Origin of the sequence: Mesorhizobium sp. M0045, assembly GCF_040323385.1 — a bacterium.
In the GTDB taxonomy this organism is placed as follows: domain Bacteria; phylum Pseudomonadota; class Alphaproteobacteria; order Rhizobiales; family Rhizobiaceae; genus Mesorhizobium.
This window is the reverse complement of record NZ_JAMYUY010000018.1, coordinates 41820-56873: the sequence shown is the minus strand read 5'-3', so window position 1 is coordinate 56873 and position 15054 is coordinate 41820. Positions and strand designations below refer to the sequence as shown.

Here is a 15054-nt window from a genome sequence, read left to right as displayed (position 1 = left end):
CGGCTCGGCGTCCTGCCCGTCGCTTCATTTTGATTTAATCTGGGTTACCAAACGGTGAATTTCCCCTGAGAAAAGGATGTTCACGCCAGGAAACCGCCGCCGTCTTCGCGCTGCCGCTCGAAAAAGCGGCTGGCGCACTGTCCCTGCCGCGACTTGGAGGCCACGAAAACGGCAAGAGTTTGACTTTTCAAGCAGCTAGGTTTCGCGGCGATTCCCGCTTTTCTTGAGGTACGTGACGAATTTCCCTGCAGGCGGTACCATGTCTGCGTTCGTCGCTACGGCACTCGGCCAGGGTGCCCTCCTTGGCGGCTTACGGGAGATTTGGCCATGGCCATTTCCGAGACAGTCCTGATCCTCGCGGGCGGCACAGTCGTCCTGGCGATCGTGTTCGGCATTCGTGTCGCCGTCCGCGCGGCGGCTAGCGGCGCGGTTCCCCGGTCGGATGGCGGAGAGGCGGCGGGCGGATCGGGCGCGTCCGACGTGCCCGGGGTCATTGCGCTACCGCCTTTGATTTTCCTCGGCTTCCTGGCGGCGGCAACCGTGCTCGAGGTGCTCGCGCCGCTGCCTGTCATGGCCGGGCAGGCGCTCGCCCGCTATCTGGCCGGCGCCGTGCTCGCGGTGTGCGGCTTCGTGTTCCTCTTTATGGCGGCGGGCCGCTTTCAGGCCGCTGGAACCAACATACCACCGACCTTGCCAACGACGGCGCTGGTCGTCGACGGTATCTATCGGCGGACCAGAAACCCGTTATATCTGGGAGCGACCCTCATCTATCTGGGCCTCGGCGTCGCCGCCGGAAGTCTTTGGGCTATCGCGCTCGTCATCCCCCTGCTGTGGGTGATCAATACCGGCGTCATCGCGCCGGAAGAGCGCTATCTCGAGCGGAAGTTCGGAGATGCCTATCGCGCCTACAAGGCGCGGGTGCGGCGGTGGGTTTGACGGCCGGAAAGTCTCGCGCGATTTTTTGCGCCGTGCCGGCTCAGCTCTTGTCGGCGATGGCCTGTTTGGCGGCGAGCCGGTGCGCGGGCGTGATGTGGGCGCTGACGGTTGTGATCGCGGCGGTCAGCACGGCGATGTCGTCGGTGAAGCCAAGCCCAACGATAAAATCGGGGATGACGTCCGTCGGCAGTACGAAATAGCCGAGCGCAGCCAGCAATGTGCCCTTGGCGCGAAGCGGCGTTTTCTTGTCCATGGCGCAGTAATAGGCGGCGACCACCTCTTCCATAAACGGGATATGCCGGGCGGCTTTCTTCGCCGTACGCCAGAACTTGTCGCGCACTTCACTCTCGTTGCCCGGCTTGCTGCCGGGGCCGAAGAAATCAAAACCGGATTTTTGCGCCATCAATCTCTCCGTGCGGCCGTCGCGTGACTTCACGCATGACCGCGAGGCAAAATGTGGTGAAAGCCGAACCTCGCTGCAAGGTGCAGATAGGCTCAGCCGCCGAAATAGCGGTTCATCTTTCTGGCCAGATCGAAATCCAGCGCCGTCAGGCCGCCGGCGTCGTGCGTGTTGAGGGTCACGTTTACCGTCTTGTAGACGTTCGACCAGTCGGGATGGTGGTCCATCTTCTCCGCCGCCAGGGCGACGCGGGTCATGAAGGCAAAGGCTTCGGAGAAATTCTTGAAGGTGAAGGTGCGGGTGATCGAGCCGCCATCCTTGGCCAGCGACCAGCCTTCGAGGCCGGCAAGTTCGGCGCGGATCGCCTCTTTTGCTAGTTTCTCCCTGGTCATATCCGCCTACCGCATGATCCGCGAAGCGTCGGCGGCGCCGACCAAACGGCTGGCGATGCGGTTGTCGGCACCTGAAAGCGGCCAGGCCTCCTCGACGACGTAAGGCCCGCCACCGACCGAATCGCGCGACGACATCAGCACGAAGCGGCCGACCCGGAACGGCAGCGTCGAAAAATTGCCGCGTGCCGACAGGTACTGGGCGACATCGAGCGGGCTCGAATTGCGCAGGCGGGCCAGCGTCACATGCGGCATGAACTTGCGCGGGTCGGCCGGGATGCCGAGCCGCTGGCAGATGCGCACGATCTCGGCCTGCAACGCGGAAAGATCGGGCGAAGCGGCGACCCCGGCCCACACCGCATGCGGCTTCTTCTGGCCGAAGGCGCCGACGCCGGACAGCGTCAGCGGGAAGGAGGAGCGGTGAACACGGTCGAGCGCGTTGGCGATTTCGTCGGCGACATGGCCCTCGACATCGCCGATGAAGCGCAGCGTCAGATGGTAGTTCTCGACGTCGATCCAGCGGGCTCCGGGCAGGCCGCCCCTGAGCAGGGACAGCGAAAGAGCGGCATCACGCGGTATTTCGAGGGCGGTAAAAAGACGCGGCATGGGAAGCCTCCTGTCCTCGAATCGAACTCTTGCACCTAGCGAATCATCGATATTCGAACGGGGCAAGCGGTTTGTTGGTCGCAGGGCTGCCTAAAAGCTTCCCCTACGGAATGTAGTGCGGCGGCGAACCCTCGCCTTCAGGAATTACCCCGCACCGTTGCAATGGCCTTCTCCACACCGGGCAGGATACCCTCGACGATGCGGTCGACGCCTCCGGCGTTCGGATGAAGGCCGTCCTCGAGCTGCAGGACGGATTGACCAGCGATGCCCTCGAGAATGAAAGGATAGAGCGGCACGCCGTATTTTTCAGCCAGTCGCGGAAAGATTGCGTCGAACGCCTTCTGGTAGTCGGCGCCGAGATTGGGCGCCGCGCGCATTCCGGCAAGCAAAACGGCGATCTTGCGCTGCTTCAGTTTTGCCAGCATGGCGTCCAGGTTTTTTTCCGCTATGGCGGGCGAAACGCCGCGCAGCATGTCGTTGGCGCCGAGCTCCAGGATGACGAGTTGCGTTCCGTCCGGCACCGACCAGTCGAGCCGTGACAGGCCGCCGCTCGTCGTATCGCCGGAGACGCCAGCATTGGCGACCGTGACATCGTAGCCCTTGGCGCGAAGCGCCGCCTGCAGCTTTTCGGTGAAGCCCTGACCTGGCCCGAGGCCATAACCCGCCATCAAGCTGTCGCCTAAACCGACAATGGTGAAGGGTTCGGTGCTCGCCGACGAAATGGCGCCGCAAACGGCGAGGAAAAGGGCGAAGGCTGCGGCAAAGGTGTGTTTGAAAGCCATGCGGCAGGCCCCATATGAACCAGGAACATCTGTTGGCGAAGGCGGGTTTTCATCTTTGTCGAGCATCGGATGCTCTAGCCTTCATCCTCCATATAGGACGATTTGATTTTGGAAGAAGCCGTCATTTCGCTGAAAGACGTATCGCTGACGCTCGGTGAAGGTGGCTCCTCGGTCCATGTGCTGAAGGGCGTCAGCCTCAATGTGGCGGGCGGCGAGGCGACAGGCATCGTTGGACCCTCCGGTTCGGGAAAGTCGACACTGCTGATGGTTTTGGCTGGGCTTGAAAGGGTCGATTCGGGCACGGTTCGAATTGCCGGCGAGCTGCTCAACGGCAAAAGCGAAGACCAGATCGCATCGTTTCGGGGGCGAAACATCGGCATCGTATTCCAGTCTTTCCATCTCATCCCCAATATGACGGCGCTGGAAAACGTTGCCGTCCCGCTGGAGCTTGCCGGCCATGCCGATCCGTTCGGCGTGGCGGCGCGCGAGCTGGCGGCGGTCGGTCTCAGCGATCGCGTCACCCATTACCCCGGCGAATTGTCTGGCGGCGAGCAACAGCGCGTGGCTATCGCCCGGGCGCTGGCGCCGTCGCCGCGCATCTTGATCGCCGACGAGCCGACCGGCAATCTCGACCAGGCGACGGGGCGGCACGTCGCCGACCTGCTGTTTGCCAAGGCCGCCGAGCGCGGCATGACGCTGGTGCTGGTCACACATGACCCGGTACTCGCCGCGCGCTGCTCGCGCCAGGTGTCGATGCGGTCGGGGCTGATCGAGGACGCGCCTGAGCCGGCCACCAGGGCCGGCAAGGTGACCGCCTGATGCCGCTGTCGCAAACACTGAGGCTCGCCTTTCGGTTTTCGCTGCGCGAAATGCGTGGCGGGCTGTCCGGCTTCCTGATCTTCCTTGCCTGCATCGCGCTCGGCGTCGCGGCAATCGGCGGCGTCAATTCTGTCGCGCAAGCGATTTCCGCCGGTGTTGCCGACCAGGGCCAGACGCTGCTCGGCGGCGATGTCCAATTCCAGCTCAACCAGCGCGATCTTACCAGAGCCGAACGCAGCTTCCTCGACCGGCTTGGCACGGTTTCGCACAGTGCCAACATGCGCTCGATGGCCAGGCTCGAGGACGGCTCCGACCAGGCGCTGGTCGAGGCCAAGGCGGTCGACGGCGCCTATCCGCTCTATGGCGCGCTGGAGACCGAGCCGGTGCTGTCGCGAGAGGATCTGTTCGGCGAAAAATCCGGCGTCTTCGGCGCCGCCGCGCCGGACCTTTTGTTCGAGCGGCTGAACCTTGGCATCGGCGACCGGCTGAAGCTCGGCAGCGCGACATTCGAGCTGCGTGCAAGGCTGGTCAACGAGCCGGATGCGGTGTCGGATGGCTTCGGCTTTGCGCCGCGGCTGATGGTGTCGACCGACGGGCTTGCCGCTTCCGGCCTGATCCAGCCGGGCAGCCTGGTCGAGAACGCCTATAAGGTCCGGCTGCCCGGCGGCACCGGCGACGCACAGATCAAGGCGATCCAGGAGCAGGCGGCAAAAGAGTTCCCGCAGGCCGGCTGGTCGATCCGCACGCGCAGCAACGCGGCGCCGGCGTTGTCCTCGAACATCGAGCGGTTCTCGCAATTCCTGACGCTGGTTGGGCTGACGGCGCTGGTGGTCGGCGGCGTCGGCGTGGCCAATGCCGTGCGTGCCTATCTCGACGGCAAGCGCGGCGTCATCGCCACCTTCAAGAGCCTAGGGGCTTCGGGCGGGTTCGTCTTTACCGTCTATCTGGTCCAGATCCTGATGATCGCCGCCCTCGGTATCACGCTGGGCCTGGTGCTCGGCGCATTGATGCCATTCGCGGCCAGCGCCGCACTCCAATCGGTTATTCCTGTGCCGGCGGAAGGTGGGTTCTATCCCGGCGCCCTCGGCATGGCAGCGCTGTTCGGGCTGCTGGTGACGCTGGCTTTCGCCTTGCTTCCGCTCGGCCGCGCCCGCGACGTGCCGGCAACGGCGCTGTTTCGCGAAATGGGTTTCGAGGGCCGCGGTTTTCCCCACCCGCTCTACATCGCCGCGGCATTGGGCATCGCCCTGCTCCTGGCGGTACTGGTGATCCTGTTTTCCGACGACCGCCGTATTGCCTCGATCTTCATTGGGGCCACGGTGGTGTCGTTCCTGGTGCTGCGTGTCGTCGGCTCGCTGGTGCAGTGGGCGGCAAAGAAAAGCCCGCGCGTGCGTTCGACCGCGCTCAGGCTCGCCATCGGCAACATCCATCGGCCAGGCGCCTTGACGCCATCGGTGGTTCTGTCGCTTGGCCTCGGGCTGACGCTGCTGGTGACGCTGGCGCTGATCGACGGCAATCTCAGGCGGCAGATCTCGGGCAGCCTGCCGGAACGGGCACCGAACTTCTTCTTCGTCGATATCCAGAGCGGCGACGTCGATGCTTTCTCTGCGCTGGTCGCCAAAGAGGCGCCGCAGGGCAGGCTGATCAAGGTGCCGATGCTGCGCGGCCGGGTGATGGCGCTCAACGGCGTCGCTGTCGACAAGGTCAAGGTTCCGGCCGAGGGCGCCTGGGTGCTGCGCGGCGATCGCGGCCTGACCTATGACGCAAAGATGCCGGAGAATGCGACGCTGACCGAGGGCAGCTGGTGGCCGGAGAACTATGCCGGCGAGCCGCTGGTCTCGTTTTCCGCCAAGGAAGGCAACGAGATCGGGCTGAAGCTCGGCGACACCGTCACCGTCAACGTGCTCGGCCGCAACATCACGGCCAAGATCGCCAATTTCCGCCAGGTCGAATGGGAAACAATGGGCATCAATTTCGTCATGGTGTTCTCGCCCAACACATTCGCCGGGGCGCCACACGGCTGGTTGGCGACGCTTACCGAGACGAATGCGTCGGCAGCCGACGACGCTCATCTTCTCAATGCCGTCACGCGTGCCTTTCCCGCGGTCACGACGGTCAGGGTCAAGGACGCGCTCGAAATCGTCAACCGGCTGGTGGCGCAGCTCGGCACAGCAATCAGGGCGGCAGCGGGCGTGGCGTTGATCGCCTCGGTGCTGGTGCTGGCCGGCGCGCTCGCCGCCGGCAACCGGGCTCGCATCCACGACGCGGTGGTGCTGAAGACCCTGGGTGCGACCAGGAAAACGCTGATCGCCGCGTTTTCGCTGGAATACATGCTGATCGGCCTTGCCACCGCGATCTTCGCGCTGGCGGCGGGCGGTGTGGCGGCATGGTTCGTCGTCGCGCGCATCATGACGCTGCCATCGCACTTCATGCCCGAGGTGGCGGTGGCGACCATCGGCTTTTCACTGGTGGTCACGGTCGGCATCGGCCTTGCCGGCACGTGGCGGGTGCTGGGCCACAAGGCGGCGCCGGTGCTGCGGAATCTTTGAGCCAGAGCCGGTTTTGATTAAATCTCGTTAATGTTCCGGGCGGGAAGGCCAATAAAACCGGATCTCCCGCACTTCACGGCGCATTACGTTTGGTTACGGTCTTGTCCTTTACACCAAGAACCATCATATTTCGGCGCAGGCATGCTGGAGCCCCGCCAGCGGCGCCTGGGTTCAAATGGACCTGACACCGGACGGGGCAGAAGCAATATGAGGATTTCCATGGCTGATCCCGTTCGCAATTATCAGACGCGCGCCGTGCCCGGCGCCGGCGTCGATGCTGCCATCGACCAGGGCCTGCGGGCCTACATGATCAAGGTCTACAATCTGATGGGGCTTGGCCTCCTCATCACCGGCCTTGCCGCGGTCGGCACAATCATGCTGGCCACGACCAGCGATCCCGCCTCGGCGGTCGCGACGTTGCCAAGCGGCGAGATGCTGACCTCGTTCGGCTACGCGATCTTCGGCTCGCCGCTGAAATGGCTGGTGATCTTTGCCCCGCTGGCAGCGGTGATGTTCCTGTCGTTCCGCGTCCAGTCGATGAGCGTTTCGGCCGCGCAGACGACGTTCTGGGTCTACGCCGGCCTCGTCGGCCTGTCGCTGTCGTCGATCTTCCTGGTCTACACCACCGCCAGTATCTCGCAGACCTTCTTCGCCACCGCCGCCGCCTTTGGCGGACTGTCGCTCTACGGCTACACGACCAAGCGCGATCTCTCGGCATTCGGGTCGTTCCTGGTCATGGGCCTGGTCGGCCTGATCATCGCGATGGTGATCAACATCTTCCTGCAGTCGTCGGCGCTTTCCTTCGCCGTTTCGGCGATCGGCGTGCTGATCTTCGCAGGCCTCACCGCCTACGACACGCAGAACATCAAGGAGATGTATTTCGAGGGCGACGAGACTGATGTCGCCGGCCGCAAGGCGATCATGGGCGCACTGAGGCTCTATCTCGACTTCATCAACCTGTTCATGTTCCTGCTGCAGTTCATGGGCGACCGTCGCTAAATACGGTTTCCTGGACCAGCGAGTTTGGAAAGGGCGGCCCAATGGCCGCCCTTTTCTTTTGTGCCGGCTTTTGCTGTGATATAGGGCAGATGAACGACGTGCCTAAATTATGAGCAGCATCACCTTGCGGGCCGCGACGTCGGCCGATCTCGACCGGATCACGGAAATCTATGCCGACGCGGTGACGAATGGCACTGCCAGCTACGAACTCGAGCCACCAAGCCGCACCGAGATGGGCGCGCGCTTCGACAACCTGATGGCGGGCGGCTTTCCCTATCTCGTTGCGGAAAAGGCCGGCAGCGTGCTCGGCTATGCCTATGCCGGGGCGTTCCGGCCGCGCCCGGCCTACCGCTTCGTCGTTGAGGATTCCGTCTATGTCGCGCCCAAGGCCAAAGGGCAAGGCGTAGGGCTGCTCTTGATGCAAGGGCTGATCGAAGCGGCCAAGGCGGCAGGTTTTCGCCAGATCATCGCGGTGATCGGCGACGGCCGGCCCGATAGCGCCTCGGTGCGGTTGCACGAGAAGCTCGGCTTTCGTCATTCCGGCCGCCTGGAAGGCTCAGGGTATAAGCACGGACGCTGGCTCGACACGGTGTTCATGCAGTTGCCGATCAATGGCGGGGCGTCGATCCCGCCTGATCCGCAGTCGCTGCCCGAGCAGAAGTTCCGCGAACAAAAATAAGAGGTTACGCTTCGACCAGCTTCAGCGTTCGGTCGAACACGCCAAGCACCCGGCCGAGCTCCTGGCCGCGCTTGAGGATGCGTCCGCCGGCGGCGATGACGGCGAACGCGCCTTGCCGGCGCGCCAGCTTCGGATCCTTGACGATCTGGAAAAGCGGCACTTCGCTGGTGCGGCGGAAGACAGAAAAAACGGCGCGGTCGGCGAGATGGTCGATGGCATAGTCGCGCCACTCATTGGCGGCAACCATACGGCCATAGAGCCTGAGGATCTGGTCCAGTTCGCGCCGGTCGAACTGCACCGGCTGGTCGAGGCGTTCGCGTCTTGCCTCATGCAGCGGGATCAGTATTGCGGATGCGTCCCCATCCTCCATCCCGCTGCTGCGATCAGTCATGCCTGGATCCTCGCAATGAATCGTACGCCGACCAAAGTTGGCGCTTTCGTTGCCGAATTGCAAGGCCCGGCCGGGCAAGGGCAGCGCCGTGCGGTTTCTCCAGCGTCCAGTCACGTTTGCGAAACGCCTGTTGGAATTGGTGATGCTTCGCCACAATCCTGCCTTTTTTTATCCGTGCTCATGCCCCAATGTCCGACGAATTTACCGGTGTTGCCTGAGACGGTTCGGTCCGGCACCGGCTCGTAAACCCCAAGCCCCCCGCCCACGGGTCTGCGTCGGATCGAACCAACCTCGGTTTTTCCTTGGAAAGATCGGGTGCGACGATCCCAAAACCTAAATGACCGGCGTCAGAAGCAAGCTGACGCCGGTTTTTTATTGGCCCGAGCCGTGGCGGTGCGATCCCTCCAGTAGGCTGTCGTCGGAGGCTTGAGCGCGGTTATCCCTTCTCCCACAGGGAACAAGGAGGAGCGCTCTATCTAAGGCTTGCGGATAAAGGCTGCGCCCAGGATCGGACCGGGCATGCCGTCCTTGCCGACCGACTGCAGCAGCACGGCGCAGCCGCCCTTCTTGGCGATCTCGCTCATCGGCAGTTCGTAGCGCTGCGCCTTGCCGTGCCACATGCCGGCGGTCTGGATGCTGGAGACGGCGTTCCAGTAGGTCATGCTGCGGCCGCTGTTTTCGCCCTTGCCGATCTTTATCGTCTGCGGCGGGTTGAAATAGACGATGACGACATGCGCGTCGGCGGGGCCGGTCACGGCGTCGCCGGCATCGATCATGACGCGATCGCTGGTCCGGCTGACTTTGATGCCGACGCGCATGCCTTCGCCGACCCTCTCCATGCGGGCCAGCGCGCCGTCGACTTCCTTGCGGCTGGCGCCGTTGACATGGCTGCGGCCGTTTATGACGGCTTGCGGGGTGTAGACGGAACGGCTGCCGAAGGCGCGCATATACTCGTATTGCCGCTCGGTATTTTCCTTGCGGCTCAGCGTGTCCTGCCAGCCGAGGTAATCCCAATAATCGACATGATAGGCGAGCGCGACGATGTCGTCCTTGGCGGCGAGCTCGGCGAAGAATTCATCTGCCGGCGGACAGGAGTTGCATCCCTGGCTGGTGAAGAGCTCGACGACGCCTAACGGCTTGTCGGTTGGCTCGGCAAAGGCACTTCCGGCAAATGCCGAGAGGGCCAGCGCAAGGGCCGCAAGCCGCAATGGTCTTCGAGATGGCATGGCCGTTCCGATCCCGCCGGTGACGCCGGCTTTGTTCTGGTTGTCGAAATATGTGGCAGAAGCGGCAGTCAACGGGAAGTCACGTTGCGGTGAAATTTTGCCGTTGCAACCGCTGGCAAGGGCGCAATAGGTGGACTTGCACTAGACGATGGAAGCGATTCGGGCGGCAATCAGCATGTGGCAATCTCTCCTGGCGCCGGTCGACCTGTACTGCGAGCGGACCGGGCCGGAACTCTGGGCCGAACCGCTCAATGCGCTCAGCAATCTGGCTTTTTTTGCCGCCGGGCTGTGGGGTGTCTGGCAGGTGCGCAAGCGCGGCACCGGTATCTTCGCCGAAGTGCTGGCCTGGTGGGTGGTGGCGATCGGCGTCGGCTCGTCGCTGTTCCACACCTTTGCCAACCGTGGCACGGTCTGGGCCGACGTGCTGCCGATCGCCGGGTTCACGCTGGCCTACACGCTGTTCAACCTGCGGCGTTTTCTCGGCATGAAATGGGGCAAGGCGATCGCCATCTTCGTCGCCTTCTATGCCGTCGCCGGGCTGGTGACCTTTGCCGTGCCGGACTGGCTGCGCGAGGCGTCGAACGGCACGACCGGCTATCTGCCGCCCTTCCTGGCGCTCGCCTTCTTCGGCGCCTTGGTGGCGGCGAGCGGCAACCGTGCCGGCTGGTACAATCTGGCGGGCTCGGCGATCTTCGTCGTGTCGGTCATCTGCCGGATGATCGATCCGCTGGTCTGCGGCAGCTTCCCGCTCGGCACGCACTTCCTGTGGCACATCCTCAACGGGCTGATGCTCGGTGTGCTGCTGGCGGCGACAGCACGGTTTGGAAAGCCGGGAATAGGGGAATAGGGGAAGCGTTCCCTATTCCCTTACTGCCGTACTCCCCTCTCTCTATGCTGCCAGATCGCGCAGCACGTATTGCAGGATGCCGCCATTCTTGAAGTAGTCGAGCTCGTCCAGCGTATCGATGCGGCAGATGATCGGGACCTCTTTGACGCTGCCGTCGCCGTAGGTGATTCTGGCGATCATCTTCTGCCGCGGCTTGATGTTGCCCAGTCCGTCGATCTCAACCAGTTCGTCGCCCTTGAGGTTGAGCGAGGCCCATGAGGTGCCTTCCTCGAAGACGAAGGGGATGACGCCCATACCGACAAGATTGGAGCGGTGGATGCGCTCGAAGGACTGGGCGATGACGGCGCGGACGCCCAGCAAATTGGTGCCCTTGGCCGCCCAGTCGCGCGACGAGCCGTTGCCATATTCGACGCCGGCGAAGATGACCAGCGGCACGCCTTCCTTCTTGTAGCGCATGGCGGCGTCGTAGATCGATTCCTCTTCTTTCGACGGGTAATGGATGGTGTAGCCGCCCTCGCGGCCGTTCTCGCCCAGCATGTGGTTGCGGATGCGGATGTTGGCGAAGGTTCCGCGCATCATTACCTCATGATTGCCGCGGCGCGTGCCGTACTGGTTGAAATCGGCGACGCCGACACCGTGGTCGGTGAGGTACTTGCCGGCCGGGGAGGCCGCCTTGATCGAACCGGCCGGTGAAATGTGGTCGGTGGTGATCTTGTCGCCGAACAGACCGAGCACACGTGCGCCCTTGATATCGCCGATCTTGCCGAAGCCTGACGTCATGCCGGCGAAATAGGGCGGGTTCTGCACATAGGTGGAATTGTCGTCCCAGGCGTAGGTCTGGCCTTCCGGCGCCTTGACGTTCTGCCAGTACTCGTCGCCCTTGAAGACGTCGGCATATTTGCGGGCGAACAATTCGCGCGTGACGTTCTTCTCGATGAATTCCTGGATCTCGACCGAACTCGGCCAGATATCCTTGAGATAGACCGGATTGCCGTTGCGATCCTCGCCGAGCGGCTCGGTGGTCAGATCCTTGGTCACGGTCCCAGCCAGCGCGTGGGCGACGACCAGTGGCGGCGAGGCGAGATAGTTCGCCTGCACGTCGGGCGAGACGCGGCCTTCGAAATTGCGGTTGCCGGACAAGACTGCCGCGGCAATCAAGCCCTTATCATTGATGGTCTTGGAGATCGGCGCCGGCAGCGGGCCGGAATTGCCGATGCAGGTGGTGCAGCCGAAGCCGACCAGGTTGAAGCCGATCTGGTCGAGTTCCTTCTGCAGGCCGGATTTCTCGAGATATTCGGCCACGACCTGGCTGCCCGGCGCCAATGAGGTCTTGACCCACGGCTTCTGCTTGAGGCCGAGCCGGTTGGCGTTGCGCGCCAACAGCCCGGCGCCGATCAGCACGCTCGGGTTCGAGGTGTTGGTGCAGGAGGTGATGGCGGCGATGACGACATCGCCATGGCCAAAATCGTAGTCCGTCCCCTCGACGGCATAGCGCTTGTCGATTTCGGCGGCCTTCTTGTATTCGGTCTCCATCGCCTTGGCGAAGCCGGCCGGAATGTCTTCAAGGGCGACCCGGCCTTCCGGCCGCTTGGGGCCGGCCATCGACGGGACGACGCTGCCGAGATCGAGCTCCAGCAGGTCGGTGAAGACCGGATCGGCCGAGCCGGCATCGCGCCACAGGCCTTGTGCCTTCGAATAAGCCTCGACCAGGGCGATGCGGCTTTCGTCGCGACCGGACATGGTGAGGTAGCGGATGGTTTCGCTGTCGACCGGGAAGAACCCGCAGGTGGCGCCATATTCCGGCGCCATGTTGCCGATGGTGGCGCGATCGGCCAGCGTCATGTTGGATAGGCCCGGACCGAAAAATTCGACGAACTTGCCGACGACGCCCTTCTTGCGCAGCATCTGGGTGACTGTGAGCACCAGGTCGGTAGCGGTGACGCCTTCCCTCAACCTGCCGGTGAGGCGAAAGCCGATGACTTCCGGCAGCAGCATGGAAACCGGCTGGCCGAGCATCGCGGCCTCCGCCTCGATGCCGCCGACCCCCCAGCCGAGCACACCAAGACCGTTGATCATGGTGGTGTGCGAATCGGTGCCGACGCAGGTGTCGGGATAGGCGGTGGTCTGGCCGTCTTCGCTGTTGGTCCACACCACCTGGCCGAGGTACTCGAGATTGACCTGATGGCAGATGCCGGTGCCGGGCGGCACCACGCGGAAATTGCGGAACGCCTGCTGGCCCCATTTCAGGAATTTATAGCGTTCCTCGTTGCGCTCATATTCAAGCTCGACATTGCGGGCGAAAGCCAGCGGCGTACCGAATTCATCGACGATGACCGAATGGTCGATGACCAGATCGACCGGCACCAGCGGATTGATCTTTTGCGGGTCGCCGCCGAGCGAGGCCATGGCGTCGCGCATGGCGGCAAGGTCGACCACAGCCGGAACGCCGGTGAAATCCTGCATCAGAACGCGGGCCGGGCGATAGGCGATCTCGACGCCGGCAGTGCCCCGGTCGGTCAGCCAGCCGGCGACCGCCTGGATGCTCTCCCTGGTAACGGAACGGCCGTCCTCGTTGCGCAACAGGTTCTCCAGCAGCACCTTCATCGAATAGGGCAATTGGGCAATGCCTGTGAGGCCGTTCTTTTCGGCCTCGACAAGGTCATAGTAGATGTACTCGGTGCCGCTGGCGGTCAGCGTGCGGCGGCAATTGAAGCTGTCGAGTGATTTGGACACGTGCGATCCCTAACTGTCGGTTGCCGGGAGGGAACGGACGCCAGTGGGCATGCAAATCACGCGCAAAGGTGCGGGTACGGCCATTTCCGCTGTCCGTTCCCAAGCGTCCGGGCCGTTCAAGGCGGCACGCGCGCTGGTTCGGCGCAAATTCGGTTCCCGCGCCGACCGCTGGCACGGATGATGCGGATATAGAGAATTTTCTGGAATAGTTCTAGACACGGAATCGCCATTTTTGCTGCGGCGCACCGAAGCCGCATTTGTACTTTTCGGCGAAGGGGAACGGATGCGGCTGATCGCCGAAAATCTGGGCGGCGAACGCGGCGGCGAGTCGGTATTTTCCGCCATCGAATTCGCGCTGGGGGATGGCCAGGCGCTGGTCGTCACCGGGGCGAACGGCGCCGGCAAATCGACGCTGCTCAGGATCATCGCCGGTCTGTTGCCGGTGGCGGCAGGCCGTGTGCGGTTCGAAGGTGGTGGCGAAGACTTCCCGTCGGTCGCCTCGGCCTGTCACTATCTCGGCCACCTCAACGCGATGAAGACGGCGCTGAGCGTCAAGGAGAATCTGTGCTTTTGGCGCGATTTTTCGGGCGCGGGCTCTGCGGGTGTCGAAGAGGCGCTGGAAACCGTCGGCCTGGGCCGCATCGGCCATCTGCCGTTCGGCTATCTCTCGACCGGCCAGCGCCGGCGCGCGGCGATTGCAAAACTGCTGGTCAGCCATCGGCCATTGTGGCTGCTTGATGAGCCGACCGCAGGACTGGACAAGGTTTCGGAGGAGAGAGTCGGCGAATTGATGGAGAAGCACCTCGAGAGTGGTGGGATCGTGGTCGCGGCGACGCATTTGCCGCTGGGGATCGAGCGGGCACAAGGGCTGGTGATGGGCGAGGCCGTTTGATGTTGGTGCTCTACGGCGCCCCCCTCTGTCCTGCGACGGAACTCCATCCTTTGCTTGGCCTTCACGCCTGCATCGGGACCAAACCATAATGTGGTCCCTCTTCCTGCGCGACATCCGCCTGAGCATCCGCGCCGGCGGCGGAGCGCTGACTGGAGTGATTTTCTTTCTCGCCGTCATCGCGACCATCCCCTTCGGCGTCGGTCCCGACCTGAGGCTGCTGGCCCGCATCGGCCCGGCGATCCTGTGGATTGCCGCCTTGCTTGCCTGCCTGCTCGGCCTCGACCGGCTGTTCCAGGCTGATCGGGAAGACGGCTCTCTCGATCTTCTGGTGCTTGGCAACGACCGGCAAATGCTGGCCTTGACCGTGCTGACGAAATGCCTGGCGCATTGGGCGGGAAGCGTGCTGCCGCTGGTCGTCGCCGCTCCCCTGCTCGGCCTGTTCATGAACATGGAGCCGGCCGGCATCGGCGCCACGGCGCTGACGCTGCTGGTCGGCACGCCGGCGATTACTTTCATCGGTGCCGCCGGTGCTGCGGTGGCGGTAGCGTTGCCGCGCGGCGGGCTGCTGATCTCGGTGTTGGTACTGCCGCTGACCATTCCCGTGCTGATCTTCGGCGTATCGGCAAGCTATGGCGCGGTAGCGGACCCCGATCCGTTCCTGCAGCCCTTCCTCATTCTTGCCGCGCTGACCCTGTTCCTTGCCGTGCTCGGGCCGGTGGCGGCGGCGCTGGCGCTGCGGCACGGAACGGATTGAATGTGTTGGCTTCAGCTCATCCCTGCGGCGCGGCGAACAATTGCGGAGCCGA

15 protein-coding genes are annotated in these 15054 nt (G+C 63.5%); 8 read left to right on the top strand and 7 right to left on the bottom strand.

Going from position 1 to position 15054, the window contains the following annotated elements:
• The first annotated feature begins 327 nt into the window (after nt 1–327).
• Nucleotides 328–936 carry a methyltransferase family protein gene (locus tag NKJ72_RS23975; protein ID WP_352479686.1) on the top strand — a complete coding sequence of 203 codons (609 nt, stop codon included), beginning with the start codon at nt 328–330 and terminating at the stop codon, nt 934–936.
• A gap of 40 nt (nt 937–976) precedes the next feature.
• Here NKJ72_RS23975 and NKJ72_RS23970 read toward each other — a convergent pair whose 3' ends face one another.
• The 4 genes from NKJ72_RS23970 to NKJ72_RS23955 all read right to left on the bottom strand — a co-directional run bounded on the left by NKJ72_RS23970 (nt 977) and on the right by NKJ72_RS23955 (nt 3113).
• Complete coding sequence (locus tag NKJ72_RS23970; protein WP_352479685.1) at nt 977–1339, bottom strand: YkvA family protein; 363 nt, start codon at nt 1337–1339, stop codon at nt 977–979.
• Between the two features lie 92 nt (nt 1340–1431).
• Entirely contained in the window at nt 1432–1728 is a 297-nt protein-coding gene (locus tag NKJ72_RS23965; protein WP_352479684.1) for a 4a-hydroxytetrahydrobiopterin dehydratase, read from the bottom strand.
• A 6-nt stretch (nt 1729–1734) separates the two neighbouring features.
• On the bottom strand, nt 1735–2331 hold the full coding sequence (gene thpR / locus NKJ72_RS23960; protein WP_352479683.1) for an RNA 2',3'-cyclic phosphodiesterase: 597 nt from the start codon (nt 2329–2331) through the stop codon (nt 1735–1737).
• Between the two features lie 137 nt (nt 2332–2468).
• Nucleotides 2469–3113, bottom strand: a complete 645-nt coding sequence (locus NKJ72_RS23955; RefSeq protein ID WP_352479682.1) for an arylesterase — start codon at nt 3111–3113, stop codon at nt 2469–2471.
• Nucleotides 3114–3221: 108 nt separating this feature from the next.
• On the opposite strand from NKJ72_RS23955, the gene NKJ72_RS23950 reads away from it, so the two are divergent.
• The 4 genes from NKJ72_RS23950 (at nt 3222) to NKJ72_RS23935 (ending at nt 8159) form a co-directional block, all read left to right on the top strand.
• Nucleotides 3222–3932, top strand: coding sequence for an ABC transporter ATP-binding protein (locus NKJ72_RS23950; protein WP_352479681.1), 711 nt, complete (start codon nt 3222–3224; stop codon nt 3930–3932).
• Nucleotides 3932–6481, top strand: a complete 2550-nt coding sequence (locus tag NKJ72_RS23945; protein WP_352479680.1) for an ABC transporter permease — start codon at nt 3932–3934, stop codon at nt 6479–6481. The genes NKJ72_RS23950 and NKJ72_RS23945 overlap by 1 nt, the downstream gene beginning before the upstream one ends.
• Nucleotides 6482–6700: 219 nt before the next feature.
• Nucleotides 6701–7480 carry a Bax inhibitor-1/YccA family protein gene (locus NKJ72_RS23940; RefSeq protein WP_254817871.1) on the top strand — a complete coding sequence of 260 codons (780 nt, stop codon included), beginning with the start codon at nt 6701–6703 and terminating at the stop codon, nt 7478–7480.
• Nucleotides 7481–7589: 109 nt separating this feature from the next.
• Nucleotides 7590–8159: a GNAT family N-acetyltransferase gene (locus NKJ72_RS23935; protein ID WP_352479679.1), complete on the top strand. Its 570-nt coding sequence runs from the start codon at nt 7590–7592 to the stop codon at nt 8157–8159.
• 4 nt (nt 8160–8163) lie between these two features.
• Here NKJ72_RS23935 and NKJ72_RS23930 read toward each other — a convergent pair whose 3' ends face one another.
• On the bottom strand, nt 8164–8550 hold the full coding sequence (locus tag NKJ72_RS23930) for a DUF2794 domain-containing protein (RefSeq protein WP_254817869.1): 387 nt from the start codon (nt 8548–8550) through the stop codon (nt 8164–8166).
• A gap of 476 nt (nt 8551–9026) precedes the next feature.
• Nucleotides 9027–9776, bottom strand: coding sequence for a DUF1223 domain-containing protein (locus NKJ72_RS23925; protein WP_352479678.1), 750 nt, complete (start codon nt 9774–9776; stop codon nt 9027–9029).
• A gap of 175 nt (nt 9777–9951) precedes the next feature.
• Between NKJ72_RS23925 and NKJ72_RS23920 the strand changes: the two genes are divergently transcribed.
• A complete protein-coding gene (locus NKJ72_RS23920) occupies nt 9952–10623 on the top strand; it encodes a ceramidase domain-containing protein (protein ID WP_352479677.1) in 672 nt (223 codons plus the stop codon).
• 42 nt (nt 10624–10665) lie between these two features.
• On the opposite strand, the gene acnA is transcribed toward NKJ72_RS23920, so the two are convergent.
• Nucleotides 10666–13356, bottom strand: a complete 2691-nt coding sequence (gene acnA / locus NKJ72_RS23915; protein WP_352479676.1) for an aconitate hydratase AcnA — start codon at nt 13354–13356, stop codon at nt 10666–10668.
• 283 nt (nt 13357–13639) lie between these two features.
• Here acnA and ccmA point away from each other — a divergent pair, with 283 nt between their 5' ends.
• Complete coding sequence (gene ccmA, locus NKJ72_RS23910) at nt 13640–14248, top strand: heme ABC exporter ATP-binding protein CcmA (RefSeq protein WP_352479675.1); 609 nt, start codon at nt 13640–13642, stop codon at nt 14246–14248.
• Between the two features lie 88 nt (nt 14249–14336).
• The gene (ccmB, locus tag NKJ72_RS23905; protein WP_352479674.1) at nt 14337–15002 is read left to right on the top strand and encodes a heme exporter protein CcmB; all 666 of its coding nucleotides are present in this window, start codon (nt 14337–14339) and stop codon (nt 15000–15002) included.
• Nucleotides 15003–15054: the final 52 nt, after the last annotated feature.